The organism is Ancylobacter polymorphus (assembly GCF_030813495.1).
In the GTDB taxonomy this organism is placed as follows: Bacteria; Pseudomonadota; Alphaproteobacteria; order Rhizobiales; family Xanthobacteraceae; genus Ancylobacter; species Ancylobacter polymorphus.
The window spans coordinates 39,751-58,326 of sequence record NZ_JAUSUI010000009.1 but is presented as its reverse complement, the minus strand read 5'-3'; the positions used below and the strand labels follow the sequence as shown (position 1 = coordinate 58,326).

General features: G+C 67.8%; 18 protein-coding genes. 14 read left to right on the top strand and 4 right to left on the bottom strand.

The window, feature by feature from the left end; all coding sequences use genetic code 11:
- Window positions 1-48 precede the first annotated feature (48 nt).
- From J2S75_RS18680 to J2S75_RS18660, 5 genes are read left to right on the top strand one after another with little or no spacing between them, the layout of a single operon-like run.
- Complete coding sequence (locus J2S75_RS18680; protein ID WP_307022133.1) at window positions 49-1,137, top strand: glycosyltransferase; 1,089 nt, start codon at window positions 49-51, stop codon at window positions 1,135-1,137.
- A gap of 58 nt (window positions 1,138-1,195) precedes the next feature.
- Window positions 1,196-2,089 carry a glycosyltransferase family 2 protein gene (locus tag J2S75_RS18675; RefSeq protein ID WP_307022131.1) on the top strand — a complete coding sequence of 298 codons (894 nt, stop codon included), beginning with the start codon at window positions 1,196-1,198 and terminating at the stop codon, window positions 2,087-2,089.
- Window positions 2,090-2,091: 2 nt separating this feature from the next.
- The gene (locus J2S75_RS18670) at window positions 2,092-3,171 is read left to right on the top strand and encodes a glycosyltransferase family 4 protein (protein WP_307022129.1); all 1,080 of its coding nucleotides are present in this window, start codon (window positions 2,092-2,094) and stop codon (window positions 3,169-3,171) included.
- Between the two features lie 12 nt (window positions 3,172-3,183).
- The gene (locus J2S75_RS18665; protein WP_307022127.1) at window positions 3,184-4,281 is read left to right on the top strand and encodes a glycosyltransferase family 4 protein; all 1,098 of its coding nucleotides are present in this window, start codon (window positions 3,184-3,186) and stop codon (window positions 4,279-4,281) included.
- Entirely contained in the window at window positions 4,278-5,720 is a 1,443-nt protein-coding gene (locus J2S75_RS18660) for an O-antigen ligase family protein (RefSeq protein WP_307022124.1), read from the top strand. The genes J2S75_RS18665 and J2S75_RS18660 overlap by 4 nt, the downstream gene beginning before the upstream one ends.
- Here the strand turns inward: J2S75_RS18660 and J2S75_RS18655 are convergent.
- Window positions 5,717-6,364, bottom strand: a complete 648-nt coding sequence (locus J2S75_RS18655) for a GntR family transcriptional regulator (protein WP_307022122.1) — start codon at window positions 6,362-6,364, stop codon at window positions 5,717-5,719. The genes J2S75_RS18660 and J2S75_RS18655 overlap by 4 nt on opposite strands.
- Window positions 6,365-6,632: 268 nt before the next feature.
- Here J2S75_RS18655 and J2S75_RS18650 point away from each other — a divergent pair, with 268 nt between their 5' ends.
- The 9 genes from J2S75_RS18650 to J2S75_RS18610 all read left to right on the top strand — a co-directional run bounded on the left by J2S75_RS18650 (window position 6,633) and on the right by J2S75_RS18610 (window position 15,431).
- A complete protein-coding gene (locus J2S75_RS18650; protein ID WP_307022120.1) occupies window positions 6,633-7,448 on the top strand; it encodes an ABC transporter substrate-binding protein in 816 nt (271 codons plus the stop codon).
- A gap of 171 nt (window positions 7,449-7,619) precedes the next feature.
- Window positions 7,620-8,282 carry an amino acid ABC transporter permease gene (locus J2S75_RS18645; protein ID WP_307022118.1) on the top strand — a complete coding sequence of 221 codons (663 nt, stop codon included), beginning with the start codon at window positions 7,620-7,622 and terminating at the stop codon, window positions 8,280-8,282.
- 26 nt (window positions 8,283-8,308) lie between these two features.
- On the top strand, window positions 8,309-8,962 hold the full coding sequence (locus J2S75_RS18640) for an amino acid ABC transporter permease (protein ID WP_307022338.1): 654 nt from the start codon (window positions 8,309-8,311) through the stop codon (window positions 8,960-8,962).
- Between the two features lie 17 nt (window positions 8,963-8,979).
- A complete protein-coding gene (locus J2S75_RS18635; protein ID WP_307022116.1) occupies window positions 8,980-9,705 on the top strand; it encodes an amino acid ABC transporter ATP-binding protein in 726 nt (241 codons plus the stop codon).
- A gap of 39 nt (window positions 9,706-9,744) precedes the next feature.
- On the top strand, window positions 9,745-10,641 hold the full coding sequence (locus J2S75_RS18630) for a dihydrodipicolinate synthase family protein (protein WP_244378745.1): 897 nt from the start codon (window positions 9,745-9,747) through the stop codon (window positions 10,639-10,641).
- A 148-nt stretch (window positions 10,642-10,789) separates the two neighbouring features.
- On the top strand, window positions 10,790-12,043 hold the full coding sequence (locus J2S75_RS18625) for an NAD(P)/FAD-dependent oxidoreductase (protein ID WP_307022114.1): 1,254 nt from the start codon (window positions 10,790-10,792) through the stop codon (window positions 12,041-12,043).
- Between the two features lie 12 nt (window positions 12,044-12,055).
- A complete protein-coding gene (locus J2S75_RS18620; RefSeq protein ID WP_307022112.1) occupies window positions 12,056-13,057 on the top strand; it encodes a 4-hydroxyproline epimerase in 1,002 nt (333 codons plus the stop codon).
- A gap of 167 nt (window positions 13,058-13,224) precedes the next feature.
- The gene (locus tag J2S75_RS18615; RefSeq protein WP_307022110.1) at window positions 13,225-14,328 is read left to right on the top strand and encodes a cis-3-hydroxy-L-proline dehydratase; all 1,104 of its coding nucleotides are present in this window, start codon (window positions 13,225-13,227) and stop codon (window positions 14,326-14,328) included.
- A gap of 65 nt (window positions 14,329-14,393) precedes the next feature.
- Window positions 14,394-15,431 carry a trans-3-hydroxy-L-proline dehydratase gene (locus J2S75_RS18610; protein ID WP_307022109.1) on the top strand — a complete coding sequence of 346 codons (1,038 nt, stop codon included), beginning with the start codon at window positions 14,394-14,396 and terminating at the stop codon, window positions 15,429-15,431.
- A gap of 229 nt (window positions 15,432-15,660) precedes the next feature.
- Here the strand turns inward: J2S75_RS18610 and J2S75_RS18605 are convergent, their stop codons facing one another.
- Genes J2S75_RS18605 through J2S75_RS18595 form a run of 3 tightly spaced genes read right to left on the bottom strand, consistent with a single transcriptional unit; the run spans window position 15,661 to window position 18,563 of the window.
- The gene (locus J2S75_RS18605; protein ID WP_307022336.1) at window positions 15,661-16,653 is read right to left on the bottom strand and encodes a TRAP transporter substrate-binding protein; all 993 of its coding nucleotides are present in this window, start codon (window positions 16,651-16,653) and stop codon (window positions 15,661-15,663) included.
- A 24-nt stretch (window positions 16,654-16,677) separates the two neighbouring features.
- A complete protein-coding gene (locus J2S75_RS18600) occupies window positions 16,678-17,943 on the bottom strand; it encodes a TRAP transporter large permease (RefSeq protein WP_307022107.1) in 1,266 nt (421 codons plus the stop codon).
- Window positions 17,943-18,563, bottom strand: coding sequence for a TRAP transporter small permease (locus J2S75_RS18595; protein ID WP_307022106.1), 621 nt, complete (start codon window positions 18,561-18,563; stop codon window positions 17,943-17,945). The genes J2S75_RS18600 and J2S75_RS18595 overlap by 1 nt, the downstream gene beginning before the upstream one ends.
- Window positions 18,564-18,576: the final 13 nt, after the last annotated feature.

The window sequence follows — 18,576 nt, the reverse complement described above, 5'->3', positions numbered from 1 at the left end:
CCCCGCCCGGCCACGCCGCCGTGATCGCCAGCGAGGCGCGCGGGCCTCATGCCTCTTGATGTCGACTTCTCCCTCGCCTTCAACGACCGGACGGGGAAGCTGTTTCTCGGCCGGGAAATCATCGCCACGCTCGGCGCGCGGGTCGCCTCGGTGCGCTATGGCCGGCTGAGGCAGTTCCCCCGCAGCGATCTCGGTCGTCGCCTCGCCGGGCGGCTGACGCATTGGGAAACCATCGCGCGTGCCTTCGAACCTCAGCTCGCCGCGCCGCTGCCGCGGCTGCGGACACCTTATCCCACGCTCCATCTCGATCCGCTCAGCGTGCTGCGCCACCGGCTGCAAGAGCGGGACATCGTCCTTTGCCACGATGTCGGTCCGCTTACCCATCCCGATGAGTTCGCCCCCCGCGTCGACGAACTCTACGCCGGTGCCTATGCGGCGATCCGCGCGGCACGGCCGCATATGGTGTTCGTCAGCCGCACCTCGCAGCAGGCATTCCACGCGCTTTTCGGCGAGGACTATCCTTCCTCCACCGTCATCTACATTCCCGTGCGGCAGGAAATGTCCGCGACGTCGGTGTCACCGCCCGCCGATCACGGCACCCCGTTTCTGCTCACCGTCGGCAGCCTCGGCCGGCGCAAGAACCAGGCGCTCTGCATCGAGGCCTTCGCCCGCAGCGGCCTCGCCGCCCAGGGCTGGCATTATGTGCTGGCGGGCGGGCACGAGCCCGGTGCGGATGAGGCCATTGCGCTGGGCATGAAGACCGAGGGCGTCATCCTGCGCGGCTATGCCGGCGAACCCGAACTGCGCTGGCTCTATCGCCATGCCAGCGGATTCGTGCTGATGAGCCGGCTGGAGGGCTTCGGCATGCCGGTGATCGAGGCGATCGAGCACGATTTGCCCTGCCTGGTGACGGAAAGCAGCGTTCTCGCCGAAGTCGGCGGGCCGTCGACGCTGCGCGCGGACGCCACGGATGTGGAGGCGATCGCGGCGGGCATGCGCGCCCTGGCGCGGATGCCTCCCGCAGAAAGGGCCGAACGTGTGGCCCGCAGCCGGGCCCATCTCGCCCAGTTCGATCGCGAGCGGGTTCTCGGCCAGTGGCGCCAGCTCGCCGACCGCCTCACGGGAGATGCGCGGTGATCATCGACCTGCCGGCGCCGACCTTCCGCCTCGTCCACAGCCGCAGGGGCCGGCGCTGATGAAGGCGAGCGGGGAACTCTCCGTCGGCATCGTCGTCGCCTCGCTCGGGCGGGCGAGGAACGTCGAGACGCTGCTGGACCGCCTGGCGCTGCAGAGCCGGCTCCCCGCCTGCGTGCTGTTGTCGCTGGAAACACCGACCGACGCGCCGCCGGAACGCCCCTACCCTTTCCCGCTGATCGCGCTCTTCGGGCCGCGCGGCTCCTGCCAGCAGCGCAACCGGGCGCTCGATCACCTGCCGGCCGATATCGATATCGTGCTGTTCCTAGATGACGACTACGTTCCCTCGCGGCGGCTGGTGGCCGGCGTGGCGCGCTTCTTCGCCACACATGGCGACATAGACGGGGCCAGCGGCCGCCTGCTGGCCGACGGCATCAACGGCCCCGGCATAGCGCCCCGCACGGCGGTGCAACTGGTGGAGGCGGAGGACGCGCGCGGGGAGGAACCGCAACTCAGCGTGTCGGCACCGCATCCCGGCCTCTATGGCTGCAACATGGCGTACCGACGCGCGTCGATCGGCGCCACACGCTTCGACGAGAACCTGCCGCTTTATGGCTGGCAGGAGGATATCGACTTCGGCGGGCGGCTCGCAGGCCGGCTCGTCTATACCGATGCGTTCTATGGCGTGCATTGCGGCGAGAAGGCCGGACGGGAGCGCAATGGCCGGCGGCTGGGTTACAGCCAGATCGCCAATCCCTGGTATCTCTGGCGCAAGGGCTCCATGCCGACCCGCTTCGCCTATCGGCTGATGCTGCGCAGCCTGGCGGCCAATACGGCGCGGGTTCTGCGCCCCGAACCGTGGATTGACCGGAAGGGACGCTTGACGGGAAACTGGCTGGCGGTGCGTGATATTCTCGTCGGACGTGCCGATCCGCGCCGCATTCTGGAGCTGTAGGCATGGCCCGCAAGGCCCCGCTGTTCATCAACGGCAAGTTCATCTCTGCCGGGCCGACGGCCGTGCATCGGGTGGCGCTGGAGCTGGTGAAAGCCCTCGCGCCTCTTATCTCCGACCGGGAGCTGTGCCTGCTGGTGCCGCCGGGCCTTGCGCAGCTCGCCCATGGTCCCGGTATCCAGACCCATCCCGTGGGGGGGCTGAAAGGCAACGCGTGGGAACAGATTTCCCTCCCCTGGCACGCGCGCGGGGGCGTCCTGCTGAACCTGTGCAACCGCTCGCCCCTCGTCCTGCGCAACGGCCTGACCCTGCTGCACGACGCCCAGGCCTTCACCGCGCCCCGGTCCTACGCTTTTGCGGGAAGGCTGGCGGGGCAGTGGCAGGCCCGCGCCGCCGGGCGGCGGCAGCTGGGGCTGCTGACCGTGTCGGACTTCGCCAAATCCGAACTGGTCGGCCTCGGCCTCGCCCCGGCGGAGCGGGTGCATGTCATCCCCAATGGCGCCGACCATGTGCTGCGGGCGCCGCCGCAGACGGAGCTTCTCGCCCGGCTCGGGCTGGCGCCGCGCGGCTACGCGCTGGCCCTCGCCAATCTCATGCCGCACAAGAACATCCCGCTGCTCATCCGCGCCTTCGCCCGCCCGGCGCTGGCGGGAATGACGCTGGTCCTGGTGGGCGGCACCGGGCGCGCGGCCTTCGCCGCCGCCGGGGTGACGGCGGGCGCCAATGTCGTCTTCCCCGGCTATGTCAATGATGGCGAGATGCGCGCCTTGCAGGAGAACGCGCTCGCGGTCTGCACGCCCTCGCTCACCGAGGGCTTCGGCCTGCCGCCGGTGGAGGGGCTGATGCTGGGAACGCCGGCGGTGATCGCGCCCTGCGGCGCCCTGCCGGAAGTGTGCGGCCCCGGCGCGCTGCAGGCCGACCCGCACGATCCTTCCGCCTGGGAGGCGGCACTGCTGCGGCTGCGCGACGAGAGCGGCCTGCGCGCGCGCCTCGCCCGGGACGGCCGCGCCTTCGTCGCCCGCTTCACCTGGCACGCCGCCGGCAGGCGCCTGCTTGAAGTGGTCGACACGGTCGCGCCAGGCTGAGCGGGAGGGCGCATGGACATCTGCATCAATGGGCGCTTTCTCGCCGGCCCGCCGGCCGCGACCTATGCGGTGGCGGAGCGGCTGAGCCGCGCCCTTGTCGCGCTGGGGGCGTCGGGCGCGTATCCCGCGGATTGGCGGATGCGCGTGCTGGCGCCGCCCAATGCGTGCGCTCTCGATGCGGGACTGCCGGTCGAGCGGGTCGGCAGCCGGACGGGCAATCTGTGGGAGCAGATCGACCTGCCGCGCGCCGCCGGGGGCCGGCTGCTGATCAATTTCGCCGCGCGCAGCCCGTTGCTGCTGCGCAATGGCCTGACCATGGTGCATGATGCGCAGGTTTTCACCGCGCCTTCCTCCTATTCTCTGGCGTTCCGCGCCACCCTCAAGGCCAATATCCGTCTGGCCGGGCGGCGGCAGCTGGGGCTGCTGACCGTGTCGGACTTCGCCAAATCCGAACTGGTCGGCCTCGGCCTCGCCCCGGCGGAGCGGGTGCATGTCATCCCCAATGGCGTCGACCATGCGCTGCGGGCGCCGCCGCAGACGGAGATTCTCGCCCGGTTCGGACTGGCGCCGCGCGGCTACGCGCTGGCCCTCGCCAATCTCATGCCGCACAAGAACATCCCGCTGCTCATCCGCGCCTTCGCCCGCCCGGCGCTGGCGGGAATGACGCTGGTCCTGGTGGGCGGCACCGGGCGCGCGGCCTTCGCCGCCGCCGGGGTGACGGCGGGCGCCAATGTCGTCTTCCCCGGCTATGTCAATGATGGCGAGATGCGCGCCTTGCAGGAGAACGCGCTCGCGGTCTGCACGCCCTCGCTCACCGAGGGCTTCGGCCTGCCGCCGGTGGAGGGGCTGATGCTGGGAACGCCGGCGGTGATCGCGCCCTGCGGCGCCCTGCCGGAAGTGTGCGGCCCCGGCGCGCTGCAGGCCGACCCGCACGATCCTTCCGCCTGGGAGGCGGCGCTGCTGCGGCTGCGCGACGAGAGCGGCCTGCGCGCGCGCCTCGCCCGGGACGGCCGCGCCTTCGTCGCCCGCTTCACCTGGCACGCCGCCGGCAGGCGCCTGCTCGAAGTGGTCGACACGGTCGCCGCCAGTCGCGGCCGGTGTCCGCCATGAATGGGCTGGCGCTCGCCGGCTTCTGGGCTCTCGCGGTGTGGGGCCTGTTCTCGCGCCGCCAGCTCCTGCTGTGGCTGTTCTTCGCCATGCTGCCTTTCGGCATGTTCGCCGTCATCCCGACACAGGTCACCGGGGGCCTTTCGATTCTGGCGGCGCCTGTCGCAGGCGCGCTGTTCGTGCTGCGGCAGTTCCTGCTCCGCCGGCACGGCATTGCCGACCTGCTGACCCTGGCCCTGCGCGGGCCCGGAATCCTGCTGACGCTGTTCTGGACGGTAGCGCTGCTGGTGACGCTGTTCGTCCCGCGCCTCCTCGCCGGGCAGGTCGCCGTGGTGCCGATGGCGGAAGCCTTTCTGGGAATCGCGCTGCTGCGCCCGACCCTGCAGAACGTATCGCAGATCGGCTATCTCACCCTCTCCGTGCTGCTGGTCTTCGCCTTCGCCCGGTTCTTCCGCATTCCGCGCCACCAGGGGCTGCTCCTGCGCGGGCTGACGGTCAGCGCCGTCGTCACCATCATCACCGGCGCCCTCAGCTATCTCTCCACCACAATCCCGCTCGACCCGGTTCTCGATCCTTTCAAGACCGCCGGCTACGCCTTGCTCGACAAGGCCAGCATCGGCGACGGCGTCCCGCGCATCACCGGCCTGATGCCCGAGGCTTCCGCCTATGGCGGGCTGGCGCTGAGCCTTCTGGCCTGCCTGTATTTCCTCCGCGGCATCATCGACGACCGGGCGCAGTCGCTGCGCCTCAATGCGCTGATCATCGCCCTGGCGGTGCTGGTGGTCGCCTCCACCTCGTCGGCGGGCTATGTCGGCCTCGGTGTTCTCGCCCTGCTGATCGGGCTCGACTGGTTCACCCGCGCCTTCCGGATCAACCGCCCGCGCTTCTCCCAGAGCGGCGTGCGCGAGGATTTTTTCCTCGCGCTCGCCATCATCGGCTTCGCCGCGGCGGCGGTCATGATCACACCCGGCGTCTTCGAGCCCGTCATGGAGCGGCTCGACGAGGTGGTGTTCAGCAAGACCCAGACCGGTTCCTATGTGGAGCGCACCGCCTGGACGACGCGGTCGCTGCAGGCCGGCTTGGACAGCTATCTTATCGGCGTCGGCCTGGGCTCGACGCGCGCATCCAACTTTGCCGTTGTGCTGTTCGCCAGCACCGGCCTCGCCGGCTTCCTTCTCTATTTCGGCTTCGTGGCGCGGCTGCTGCTGAGCCCCGCGCCCCGGACCGCGCCGCAGCTGCAAGGCCTGTCGAGCGCGCTGAAATGGTCGTTCTTTCCCGCTTTCGCCGTGAGCCTTTTGATCGGAACCACCCCGGATTTCGGCGCGTTCGAGGCTCTGCGGTTCGGCGCGCTGCTCGCCCTCGCGGAGGCCGGACGGCGAGCGGCGCTCACCGATCCTGCCCGTCAGGCCGCCCCGCCGACAGCGACCCTGCGGGGCGGCTAGGCCTCCTCGGCCGCGCGGGTACGGTCGAGGAAATCGATCAGCGAGACGCAGGCGCCGAGAATATGCTGGCGGGTGAGTTCGGCCGCCTCCTCCGCATCGCGGCGGATGCAGGCGAGCAGGATGCCCTCATGTTCGCGGCGCGCGCGGGCCATGCCGTCGGTGAGCACCAGCTGGGCGCGCAGATAGCGGTCGACGCGGTCGAGCGCGGCGCTGATGGTCTGCAGGTAATAGGGCCGCCCGGACGCCTCGTAGAGACTGTAGTGGAAGCTGCGGTTGAGCTCGCCCCAGTGCGAGGAATCGGTCTCGGTGGCAAAGGCATGTGCGAAGCGCTTGGCCGCTTCAAGCGCCTCGTCCGACATGCGCTCCACCGAATAGCGCAGCACCTCGGGCTCCAGCAGGGCGCGGAACTGGAAGATCTCGCGGATCTCGTCGGTGGACAGGGTGGTGACGACGGCGCCGCGATAGCGCTGGGTGGAGACAAGCCCCTGCTCTTCCAGCCGGGTCAGCGCCTCGCGGACGGGAATGCGGCTGACATTGAACATGCGGGCGATATGGTCCTGCCGCAGGGTCTGGCCTTCGGCGATGTCGCCCTTGGCGATCGCCTGGCGCAGCGCGTCGAAAATGACATCCGATGCGGATGCCATCTGCGCGATGTCCGTCGCCTTCACCTTCACCTGCCTGCCTCCCGAAACCCGGCGCCGATTCAGCCGAAATCCGGCTTTCGGCAGCGTGCCGCTTTGTCGTCCGCGATTCTACCTGATGTGCACAGGTAAAATTCGTGCCGCGACCCTAAAATGGATATTGCAACTTGGATCCAAAAATTGGAAGCTCCTTTCCGTCGCCGGCTCGGGCACCGCAGAGGCGCCGCCGGTCATCAACAATGAAGACAGCTTCCTCCAGAGGAGAGCCATTATGGCTAAGGGATTCGGCATTCTGGCCGCGGCGGCGCTGACGCTCGCCGCCGCTCTGCCCGCGCAGGCGGACAAGCTCGACGACATCATCGCTTCCGGCACGCTGCGCTGCGCGGTGGTGCTGGACTTCCCGCCCATGGGCTCGCGCGATGCCAACAACAACCCGATCGGCTTCGATGTCGATTACTGCAACGACCTCGCCAAGGCGCTGGGCGTGAAGGCGGAAATCGTCGAGACCCCGTTCCCCGACCGTATCCCGGCGCTGATCTCCGGCCGCGTCGATGTCGGTGTCGCCTCGACCTCCGACACGCTGGAACGCGCCAAGACCGCTGGCTTCACCATCCCCTATTTCGCCTTCAAGATGGTCGTGCTCACCAAGGACGGCCTCGGCATCAAGGATTACGACAGCCTGAAGGGCAAGAAGACCGGTTCGGTCGCCGGCACCTTCGAAGCGCTGGCGCTTGAGAAGGACGTGAAGGCGTGGGGCGCGGGGACGAGCTTCCGTGGCTACCAGACGCAGGCGGATGTGTTCCTCGCCCTCGCCCAGGGCCAGATCGACGCCACCGTCGTCACCTCCACCGTCGCCGCCGCGATCGTGAAGGAAGGCAAGTATAAGGGCCTGATGATGGGCGGCGATGCCCCCTACGACATCGACTATGTCGCCCTCATCGCCCTGCGCAACGAGCAGGGCCTCCTCAACTACCTCAACCTGTTCATCAACCAGCAGGTCCGCACCGGCCGCTACAAGGCGCTCTACGACAAGTGGATCGGCCTTGGTGCCGCGCCCGACCTGACGGTGCCCGGCGTCTATCGCTAAGCGCCCAACCCAGGCGTCATCCCGGACGGCCGGCAGGCCGCTCCGGGATGACACCGAGGCAAGCCCGGTCGACGATCCCGGCGCTGTGGCTTCGCCTCAGGCCGGGATGACGGCCCGGCATCTTTCTTGCCCCTGCATTCTGCGCCCGATGCCCGCGACCACGAGCCCGCCATGAACTACACTTTCCACTGGCTGCCGGCGTTCCGCGCCCTGCCCGACATGTTGTGGGGCGCGCTGGTCACGCTGGAGATCGCCGTGCTCTCCATGCTGCTCGGGGTCGCCTTCGCGATCCTGCTCGCGCTCGCCGCCGCCTCGCCCTACCGGGCGCTGCGGGCGGCGGCGGCAAGCTGGATCGAGCTCGCCCGCAACACGCCGGCCCTGTTCCAGATCTACATGGCCTATTTCGGCCTCGGCTCGCTCGGCATCCATCTCGACAGTTTCGTCGCCCTGCTCGCCGGCATCACCTTCAACAATGCCGGCTATCTCGCCGAGACCTTCCGCGGCGGCCTGCGCGCCGTGCCGCCGACGCAGGTGCGCGCCGCCCGCTCGCTCGGCATGGGGCAGGTCCAGGCCTTCCGCCTGGTGGTGATGCCGCAAATGTTCCGCATCGTCTTCTATCCCCTCACCAACCAGATGGTGTGGGCGATCCTGATGACCTCGCTCGGCGTCATCGTCGGCCTCAACAACGATCTCACCGGCGTCACCCAGGATCTGAATGTGCGCTCCTTCCGCACCTTCGAATATTTCGCGCTCGCCGCCGTGATCTACTACCTGCTCGCCAAATTCGTCACCCTCTCCGCGCGCCTGATGGCGTGGCGGCTGTTCCGCTACTGAGAGGGGCACGCGCCATGTTCTCCTCGCTGTTCGAGACCAGCTTCTCCTTCAACGACCTGCTGTTCATGCTCAAGGGCGCGGGCGTCACGCTGATGCTCACCTTCTGGGCGGTGCTCGGCGGCACGCTGCTCGGGGTCGTCTTCGGCGTCATCCGCGCCATTGCGCCCTGGTGGGTCAACGCCCCGCTCGGCGCGGTGCTCGACGTGTTCCGTTCCATCCCGCTGCTGATCCAGCTGGTGGTGGCGAATTCGTTCAAGACCATTATCGGCCTGCACTGGAGCCCGTTCACCGTCGGCTGCGTCGTGCTGGCGCTGTACATGTCGGCCTATTGCACCGAGATCGTCCGCTCCGGCTTCCTCGCCGTGCCCGCCACCACGCGCCGCGCCGCCCGCTCGCTCGGGCTCTCCTGGCGCCAGGACCTGACCGAGATCGTCTTCCCCATCGCGCTCCGCGTCGCTTTGCCGAGCTGGATCGGCCTGACGCTCGGCGTGATGAAGGACACCGCCATGGTGTGGTGGATCGGCGTCGTCGAATTGCTGCGCTCCTCGCAGGTCATCGTCACCCGCATCCAGGAGCCGCTGTTCGTGCTCTCCATCGCCGGGCTGATCTACTTCCTGATGAGCTTCCCCATCGCCCGCCTCGGCGCCCGCCTTGAAAAGCGCTGGCGCGAGAACGACTGAGACTCCGAGGTTTTTGCATGTCGATCGAAATCCAGGACGTCCACAAATCCTTCGGCTCGCTCGAAGTGGTCAAGGGCGTGACCATGACCGTCGAGAAGGGCGAGGTCGTCTCCGTCATTGGCGGTTCCGGCTCGGGCAAGTCCACTTTGCTCATGTGCATCAACGGGCTTGAGCCGATCAATGCGGGCCGCATCCTCGTCGACGGCACCAACGTTCACGGGCGCGGCACGGACCTCAACAAGCTGCGCCGCAAGATCGGCATCGTGTTTCAGCAGTGGAACGCCTTCCCCCACCTCACCGTGCTGGAAAACGTCATGCTCGCCCCCCGCAAGGTGCTGGGCAAGTCGAAGGCCGAGGCCGAGGCGATCGCGGTGGACAAGCTCGCCCGTGTCGGCCTCTCCGAGAAGTTGAAGGTCTATCCCTCCAAGCTTTCCGGCGGCCAGCAGCAGCGCATGGCTATCGCCCGCGCGCTCGCCATGTCGCCCGACTACATGCTGTTCGACGAGGTCACCTCCGCCCTCGACCCGCAGCTCGTCGGAGAGGTGCTCGACACGATGCGCTCGCTCTCCGCCGAAGGCATGACGATGATCGTCGTCACCCATGAGATCGCCTTCGCCCGCGAGGTCTCCGACCGCGTCGCCTTCTTCCACAAGGGCAAGATCCACGAGATCGGCCCCCCCGCCCAGGTCATCGGCAATCCCCAGAAGCCCGAGACCATCGATTTCCTCAAATCCGTCCTCTGATCCCTTCGCGCATTCGCACGAGACTTAAGGAGCATTCCCATGTGGCAGGGCGTCTATCCCGCCGTTACCGCCAAGTTCAACGAAGACGACACGCTCGATCACAAGGAGATGGAGCGGTGCTTCGGCCTGCAGATCGACGCCGGCGTCGACGGCATCATCGTCAACGGCTCGCTCGGCGAAGGCCCCATGCTCTCGCATGACGAGCGCCTCGCCGTGCTGAAGACCGCCAAGGCGGTCGCCGGCAAGCGCCCGGTGCTGATGACCATCGCCGATTCCGCCACCCGCGATTGTGCAAGCCTCGCCAAGCGGGCCGCCCAGGCTGGCGCCGACGGGCTGATGGTGGTGCCGAGCCTCGTCTACCACACCAACCCGAAGGAGACGGTGGCTACCCTCTCCGCGGTGGCTGAGGCCGCCGACCTGCCGGTCATGATCTATTCCAACCGCGTCGCCTACCGCGTCGACGTGACCGTCGAGATCATGGCGGAACTCGCCAAGGACAAGCGCTTCGTCGCGGTGAAGGAGTCCTCGGACGACATCCGCCGCACGGTGGAACTGCAGAACGCCTTCGGCGACCGCTTCGACATCTTCACCGGCGTCGACAATCTCGCCTATGAGGCGCTGGCGCTCGGCGCGGTGGGCTGGGTCGCCGGTCTCGTCGTCGCCTTCCCCGAGGAAACGGTCGCGATCTACCGGCTGATGAAGGCCAAGCGCTATGACGAGGCGCTGGCGATCTACCGCTGGTTCCGCCCGCTGCTCGACCTCGACGTGTCGACCTATCTCGTCCAGAACCTCAAGCTGGTCGAAGCCATGGTCACCGGCACCACCGAGCGCGTGCGCGCCCCGCGCCTGCCGCTGGAAGGCGAGCAGCGCGCCAAGGTGGAGAAGATCGTGCGCGAGGCCCTCGCCACCCGCCCGACCCTCGCCAAGGCGGCGTGAAGCGGCGCCCATCGACGCGACCCCTCATCCCCGGGCTCGACCCGGGGACCCAGGGGCCGGGACTCCCTCGCGGATATTATAGGCGATCCCGGATGCGGCCTGCGGCCGCTCCGGGAGGACGCCCGATGTGAACAGCGCGGTCAAAAACGTGCCCTCAGCCTCCCCCCAGAACGACATCGTCATCATCGGCGCCGGCATTGTCGGCCTCTCCGCCGCGTTCCATCTTCTGGCCGAGGGGCACCGGGTGCGTCTGGTCGAGCGCGGGGGCGTCGCGGAAGGGGCGAGCTATGGCAATGCCGGCGCGCTGGCCTTTACCGATATTCTCCCCCTCGCCTCGCCCGGCATGCTGCGCAAGGCGCCGAAATGGCTGCTCGACCCGCTCGGGCCGCTGACCATTCCCCCACGCTACCTCGCGCCGATCACCCCGTGGCTGATCCGCTTCTGGCGCGCCAGCCTGCCCGACCGCTACCGCGCCTCGATCGCGGCGCAGGGAAACCTCATGCGCTTTGCCGCCACCGCCATGCAGACGCTGGTGACCCAGGCCGGCCTTGCCGAGCATCTGCGTTCCGATGGCAATCTCCAGCTCTATGAGAGCGAGGCCGAGCTTAGCGCGGCGATGCCGGGCTGGGAGGCGCGGGCGCGCGAGGGCATCGCCTTCGAGCATGTGCGCGGCGAGCGGCTGGCCGAGCTCCAGCCCGGCCTGTCGCCGCGCTTCACGGTCGGCACCTTCACCCCGCACTGGCAGACGGTGAGCGACCCCTATCATTTCGCGCTCGCCTTGTTCCGCACGGTGATGGCGCGCGGCGCCGGGCTCGTGCATGGCGAGGTGGTCGGCGTCACGGCGACGGCGGAGGGCGTCGAGTTGCGCCTCGCCGATGGCAAGTTGCTCAAAGCCGGCCGGGCGGTGATCGCGGGCGGCGCCTGGTCGCGCCCGCTGGCGAAGTCGCTCGGCGATTCCGTGCCGCTGGAGACCGAGCGCGGCTATAACACCACCCTGCCCCCCGGCGCCTTCGACCTGCGGCGCCAGCTCACCTTTGGCGGCCACGGCTTCGTGGTCACGCCGCTGTCCACCGGCATCCGCGTCGGCGGGGCGGTGGAACTGGGCGGGCTGAAGGCGCCGCCGAATTTCAAGCGTTCGGAGGCGATGCTGACCAAGGCGGCGCGCTTCCTGCCGGGCCTGCGCACGGAAGGCGGCAAGCAGTGGATGGGCTTCCGTCCCTCGCTGCCGGATTCGCTGCCCGTGATCGGCCCCGCCACCGCCTCGCCGCGGGTGCTCTATGCCTTCGGACACGGCCATCTCGGCCTCACCCAGAGCGCGGCCACGGGCAAGCTGGTGGCCGATCTCGCCGCCGGGCGCCGGCCCTCCATTCCGCTCGAACCTTTCCGCCCCGACCGCTTCTGACGAGTAGATCCCATGGCGCGACACAGCTTCTTCTGCATAGACGGCCACACCTGCGGCAACCCGGTGCGGCTGGTGGCCGGCGGCGGGCCGAACCTGGTCGGCGACACCATGATCGAGAAGCGCGCGCATTTCCTGCGCGAATTCGACTGGATCCGCACCGGGCTGATGTTCGAGCCGCGCGGCCACGACATGATGTCCGGCTCGATCCTCTATCCCCCGACCCGGCCGGATTGCGATGTCGCCATCCTGTTCATCGAAACCTCCGGCTGCCTGCCCATGTGCGGGCACGGCACCATCGGTACAGTGACCATGGCTATTGAGCACGGGCTGGTGACGCCGAAGACGCCGGGCGTGCTGATGCTCGACACCCCCGCCGGCGTGGTGAAGGCGGAATACAAACAGGTCGGGCAATATGTGGAAGAAGTGCGCATCACCAATGTGCCCGCCTTCCTTTATGCGCGCGGGCTCACCGCCGCGTGCCCCGGCCTTGGCGAGGTGACGGTGGATGTCGCCTATGGCGGCAATTTCTACGCCATCGTCGAGCCGCAGGAAGCCTTCCGCGACATGGCGGACTTCACCGCCGGCGAACTGGTGGGCATGAGCCCGGCGCTGCGCCGCGCGCTGAACGAGAAATATGAATTCGTGCACCCCGAGAAGCCGGAGATTCGCGGCCTGTCGCACATACTCTGGACCGGGATCGCCCGCCACCCGGAGGCGCATGCGCGCAACGCGGTGTTCTATGGCGACAAGGCGATCGACCGCTCGCCCTGCGGCACCGGCACCTCCTCGCGCATGGCCCATCTCGCCGCGCTCGGCCAGCTGAAGGTGGGCGATGATTTCGTGCATGAGAGCATCATCGGCTCGCTGTTCAAGGGCCGGGTCGAGGCGGCGGTGAAGGTGGGCAATCGCGACGCGATCATCCCCTCCATCGGCGGCTGGGCGCGCATGACCGGCTACAACACCATCTTCATCGACGACCGCGACCCCTTCGCGCACGGCTTCGTGGTGGTGTGAACAACGCTGGGTGCGACGTCATCCTGAGGTGCTCGGGCTTCACCCGAGCCTCGAAGGAGGCTCACGCAGGGCACCATCTGTTTCAACATCCTTCGAGGCTCGCTGCGCTCGCACCTCAGGATGACGGCTGAACGCGGGCGGCAACGGCAAACAACGGAAACCACGCCATGAAGATCACCGGCATCAAGGCCTACAAGGTCGGGCTCCCGCTGCGGGAAGGCCGCTACAACTGGTCGAACGGCAATTTCATCGAGGTGTTCGATTCCACCGTAGTGGCGGTGGAAACCGACGCCGGCATTACCGGCTATGCCGAATGCTGCCCGCTCGGCTCGGCCTATCTGCCGGCCTATGCCCATGGCGTGCGCGCCGGGCTGGAGGAAATCGGCCCGAAGGTGATCGGCCTCGACCCCACCGACCTCAATGTGCTGAACCGGCACATGGACGCGGTGCTGCGCGGCCACCCCTATGTGAAGGCGCCGATCGACATTGCCTGCTGGGACATTCTCGGCAAGGTGGCGGGCCTGCCGGTCTACAAGCTGCTCGGCGGCGCGGCGCAGGAAAAGGTCGCGCTCTACCGCGCCATCTCGCAGGAAGCGCCCGAGGTGATGGCGAAGAAGATCGCCGGCTACAAGGCCGAGGGCTACACCAAGTTCCAGCTGAAAGTCGGCGGCGATGCCGATCAGGACATTGACCGCATCCGCGCCACCCGCGAGATTCTCGACGCCTCCGACATTCTGGTCGCCGACGCCAATACCGGCTGGACCCGGGCGGAAGCCGCCCGCATCTGCGCGGAAGTGGCCGATCTCGATGTCTATATCGAGCAGCCCTGCCCCACTTATGAGGAATGCCTCTCGGTGCGCGCCCGCACCGCGCGGCCCTTCGTGCTCGACGAGGTGATCGACGGCGTCGGCACGCTGATGAAGGGGCTGGCGGATGATGCGATGGACATCATCAACCTGAAAATCTCCAAGGTCGGCGGGCTGACCAAGGCGCGGCTGATGCGCGACATCTGCGTCGCCTCCGGCACGCCGATGACCATCGAGGACACCTGGGGCGGCGATATCGTCACCGCCACCATCGCCCATCTCGCCCGCTCGACGCCGGAGGAGTTCACCTTCTCCGCCACCGATTTCAACAGCTATGGCACGGTGGATATCGCCAGCGGCGCGCCGAAGCGCGAGAACGGCTTCATGACCGCCTCCGACGCGCCGGGGCTGGGCATCACCCCGCTGTTCGATGTGCTGGGCGACCCGGTGGTGGTGATCGGCTGAGAACTTTCACTCCCTCTCCCCGTCGGGGAGAGGGTCAAGGCGCCGCACGTAAACGCGAGGCCCCCATGCGCTCTTCCAAGATCATCCACATCGTCGGCTGCCATGCCGAGGGCGAGGTCGGCGACGTGATCGTCGGCGGCGTGGCGCCGCCGCCCGGCGACAGCGTGTGGACGCAGTCGCGCTTCCTCGCCTCCGACAACAATCTGCGCAATTTCGTGCTGCAGGAACCGCGCGGCGGGGTGTTCCGCCATGTGAACCTGCTGGTGCCGCCGAAGAACCCGAAGGCGGTCGCGGCCTTCATCATCATGGAGCCGGAGGACACCCCGCCCATGTCCGGCTCCAACTCCATCTGCGTGTCCACCGTGCTGCTCGACACCGGCATCGTGCCGATGACCGAGCCGGAGACACATATGGTGCTGGAGGCGCCGGGCGGGCTGATCGAGGTCACGGCCTATTGCCGCAATGGCAAGGCCGAGCGGATCAAGGTGCGCAACCATCCCTCCTTCGCCGACAAGCTCGACGCCAAGCTGGAAGTGGAAGGGCTCGGCACGCTCACCGTCGACACCGCCTATGGCGGCGACAGCTTCGTCATTGTCGACGCCCATGCGCTCGGCTTTTCCATCCGCCCCGACGAGGCCAAGGACCTCGCCGAGACGGGCATGCGCATCGTCAAGGCGGCGAACCGCCAGCTCGGCTTCAAGCACCCGGAGAATGCCGACTGGAACCACATTTCCTTCTGCCAGTTCGCCGCGCCCGTGGTCGAAGTGGCCGGGGTGAAGACCGGCGCCAATGCGGTCGCCATCCGCCCCGGCAAGATCGACCGTTCGCCCACCGGCACCGGCTGCTCCGCCCGCATGGCGGTGCTGCACGCCAAGGGTCAGCTGAAGCTGGGCGAGACCTTCATCGGCCGCTCGATCATCGATTCCCGCTTCGAGTGCCGGATCGAGGGCGAGACGACGCTCGGCGGCCGCCCGGCGATCCTGCCCTCGATCATGGGCCGGGCCTGGGTGACGCACACCGCGCAGCTGATGCTGGACCCGGAAGACCCGTGGCCGACCGGCTACCGGCTCTCCGACACGTGGCCGGTTTGGACGGCGGACTGACATCCGCCTTCCGGCCGGTTTGGACGGCGGACTGACGAGGCTTGCGCCTCGCGCCGTCATCCTGAGGTGCTCGGGCATCGCCCGAGCCTCGAAGGAGGCTCGCGCAGGGCATCTCCGGCTTCAGCATCCTTCGAGGCTCGCTGACGCTCGCACCTCAGGATGACGTTGTGAGCCACGAAAAAAGAGGCGCCCCGCGAGGCGCCTCTTTCATTTCAAGCGGCAACCGCTCTCAGCCCAGCGTCGCGCCGATCTTGCGCAGTTCGGGCAGGATCGGCGCCTTGGGCGTCCAGATCTTGTCGTACTCGGCGATGATCGGCGCCGCGTCGGCGGTCGGCGGCACGACGATCTTGATGCCGGTGCCCTCGAAATCCTTGATCAGCTTGGGCGCATTGGTCACGGTCTCGTCGACCTGCACGGCGAGCGCTTCCTTGGTCGCGGCGGTGATCAGCGCGCGGTCCTCGGTGGACAGCGTCTGCCACGCCTTGCCCGAGGCCAGCGCGATGAAGGGCATGAACACCGCGTCCATGCGCATCAGCACCTTCGACACCTTGTCGAAACGCTGGTTCCACGAGAAATCGAGATCGGCCTCCAGCCCGTCGACCTGGCCATTGGCCATGGCGTCATAGACCTGCGGCGTCGGGATCGGGGTCGGCGCGGCGCCGAGCAGCGAGTAGAAATCGCGGAAGGCCGGCGTGGTGTTGATGCGCAGCTTCATGCCGTTGAGCCCGGCAATGCCGTCGATCTCCTTGGCCGAGAACACCACACGGATCGAGGTGATGCCCCAGCCGAGGCCGAGCGTGCCGGTTTCCTTCGGCAGCGGCTCCAGCATCTGCATGGCGATGGGCTGACGCACCAGCTTGGCGGCGGCCTCGGTGGAACGGATCACGTAAGGGGCGAGGATGGCGGCGACGTTCGGCACACGGTTGCCGACCTCGGCCGCCTGCAGGAAGGCCATGTCGAGCGCGCCGGTCTGCAGCTGCTGCATCATCGCGCCCTCATTGCCGAGCTGGCCGGCATGGAACACGGTCATGGTCAGCTTGCCGCCGGTCTTCTCCTTCAGAACCTCGGCGACCTTGAGCGCGGCGTTGTTCCAGGGGTGGCCGGGCGGGGTGATGATGCCAAGGCGCAGGTCGCGCGCCTGGGCGCGCAGCACGCCGGGGGCGGCGAGCGGCAGGGTGGCGCCGGCAGCGGCGGCGAGCAGGGTACGGCGGGTGATCATCAGGGCGGTCCTTTCGGCTGGGAGGGTTCAGCGGACGAGGGCGGTGGAGAGGCCGGGAAAGATCGAGAGCAGCACCAGCAGCAGGCAGGCGGCGAAGAAGAACGGCAGGGTGACGAGGAACATCTTGCCGGGTTTCGCCCCCGTCACCGCCGCCGCCACGAAGAAGCACAGGCCGACGGGCGGCGAGAGGAAGCCGAGCACGAGGTTGACCACCGCCACCACGCCGAACTGCACGGGGTCGATGTGATAGACCTCGGTGGCGATCGGCAGCAGGATCGGCACCGTCATAATGAGGCCCGGCGCGCCGTCGATCACCGTGCCGATGACCAGCAGGATGACATTGACCAGCAGCATGAAGCTGATGGGCCCGGTGGCGATGGACTGGATCCACAGCGCCACTTCCTGCGGCACCTTGGCGAACACCAGCACCCAGGACAGCACCCCGGCCGCGGCCACGAGAAACAGCACGATGCCGGAATAGACGCCCGCCCGCACCAGCATGCGCGGCAGCTGCGACAGCGATAGCTCGCGGGTCCAGAACCGCCCCACCAGCACGGAAGCCAGCGCGCCGACGGCGGCGGATTCGGTGGGGTTGGCAAGGCCGGTGAGGATGGAGCCGACGATGACGATGGGGATCAGCAGCGTCGGCGCGCAGGCCACCACGGTGGCGACGCGCTCGCGCAGGGTGAAACTCTCGCCGCGCGGGTAGTTGTAGACATAACCCATGACGGCGATGACGACGCAGAACATCGCGGTGAGCACGATGCCGGGGATCAGCCCCGCCACCAGCATGGTGCCGACCGGAACCTGCGCCAGCACCGAATACATCACGAACATGATGGAGGGCGGAATGATCGGCCCCAGCATGCCGGCATAGGCGGTGAGGCCGGCGGCGAAGGTCTTGTCGTAGCCCTTCGCCTCCATCTCCGGCACCATGATCTGTGCCATGATGGCGACCTGGGCGGTCGCCGAGCCGAGGATGGACGAGACGAACATGTTGGCCAGCATGTTCACATAGGCGAGGCCGCCGCGCAGCGAGCCGACAAAGGCCATGGTCATGGAGATGATCTGGCGGGTGATGCCGCCGCCATTCATGATCTCGCCGATCAGAATGAACAGCGGGATGGCGATCAGCCCGTAATTGTCGACCGAGCCGAACATCTGCATCGGGAAGCTCTGATAGAGCACCGGATTGCCGGAGGCCTGGATGAAGACGACGCCGGTCAGGCAGATGGCGATGCCGATCGGCACGCCGACCAGCAGGAAGACGAGGAAGGCGGCGCCGGTGAGCATCAGGCGACCTCCTCGGCATTGCTGAGGCCGATGCCGCTGCGGTCCGGCGGGCTGGCGAAGCCAAGATCTTCCAGCAGATTGGCCGCGCTATGGACCGTGAGGGTGAGCGCGAAAAGCGGCATGACGAGATAGACCACCCAGCTCGGCCAGTTCAGCGTCTGGGTGCGCTCCGTGTAGAGGAAGTTGAACGTCGCCCCGCCATATTCGCGCGCATCGAAGCCGGCCGAGGCGATGCCGACCGGGTCCATCCACAGCCAGCACATCACCGCCAGCGCCAGGCCGAAACTGAGAATGCAGAGCGTGGCGATGACCCGCATCGCCTTCACCGCCGAGGGAGGCAGGCGCTCGGTCAGAATGGTCATGGAGAAATCAAGCCGCAGCCGCGACATGGCGGAGGCGCCGAGAAAGGTGAGCCAAACGGTGGTGAAGATGGCGGATTCGTCGATCCAGTAGAGCGGGACATGGCTGTAGCGGGTGACGACGTTGAGCAGGATCAGCCCGGTGAGCAGCGCCATCAGGCTGCCAATGGCGAAGCGCTCCAGGACCAGAAGGGCTTCCGACGCTGCGGTGACGGCACGAAAGGGCCGACCACCGGCAGCAAAGCCGTTGGTGTGCGTCATGTACCCGTTCCCC

Bases quoted from the DNA above. Each gene is read 5' to 3' on its own strand.
- J2S75_RS18680 (WP_307022133.1), top strand. From the start codon at position 49: ATGCCTCTTGATGTCGACTTCTCCCTCGCCTTCAACGACCGGACGGGG.
- J2S75_RS18675 (WP_307022131.1), top strand. From the start codon at position 1,196: ATGAAGGCGAGCGGGGAACTCTCCGTCGGCATCGTCGTCGCCTCGCTC.
- J2S75_RS18670 (WP_307022129.1), top strand. From the start codon at position 2,092: ATGGCCCGCAAGGCCCCGCTGTTCATCAACGGCAAGTTCATCTCTGCC.
- J2S75_RS18665 (WP_307022127.1), top strand. From the start codon at position 3,184: ATGGACATCTGCATCAATGGGCGCTTTCTCGCCGGCCCGCCGGCCGCG.
- J2S75_RS18660 (WP_307022124.1), top strand. From the start codon at position 4,278: ATGAATGGGCTGGCGCTCGCCGGCTTCTGGGCTCTCGCGGTGTGGGGC.
- J2S75_RS18655 (WP_307022122.1), bottom strand. From the start codon at position 6,364: ATGGCATCCGCATCGGATGTCATTTTCGACGCGCTGCGCCAGGCGATC.
- J2S75_RS18650 (WP_307022120.1), top strand. From the start codon at position 6,633: ATGGCTAAGGGATTCGGCATTCTGGCCGCGGCGGCGCTGACGCTCGCC.
- J2S75_RS18645 (WP_307022118.1), top strand. From the start codon at position 7,620: ATGAACTACACTTTCCACTGGCTGCCGGCGTTCCGCGCCCTGCCCGAC.
- J2S75_RS18635 (WP_307022116.1), top strand. From the start codon at position 8,980: ATGTCGATCGAAATCCAGGACGTCCACAAATCCTTCGGCTCGCTCGAA.
- J2S75_RS18630 (WP_244378745.1), top strand. From the start codon at position 9,745: ATGTGGCAGGGCGTCTATCCCGCCGTTACCGCCAAGTTCAACGAAGAC.
- J2S75_RS18620 (WP_307022112.1), top strand. From the start codon at position 12,056: ATGGCGCGACACAGCTTCTTCTGCATAGACGGCCACACCTGCGGCAAC.
- J2S75_RS18615 (WP_307022110.1), top strand. From the start codon at position 13,225: ATGAAGATCACCGGCATCAAGGCCTACAAGGTCGGGCTCCCGCTGCGG.
- J2S75_RS18610 (WP_307022109.1), top strand. From the start codon at position 14,394: ATGCGCTCTTCCAAGATCATCCACATCGTCGGCTGCCATGCCGAGGGC.
- J2S75_RS18600 (WP_307022107.1), bottom strand. From the start codon at position 17,943: ATGCTCACCGGCGCCGCCTTCCTCGTCTTCCTGCTGGTCGGCGTGCCG.
- J2S75_RS18595 (WP_307022106.1), bottom strand. From the start codon at position 18,563: ATGACGCACACCAACGGCTTTGCTGCCGGTGGTCGGCCCTTTCGTGCC.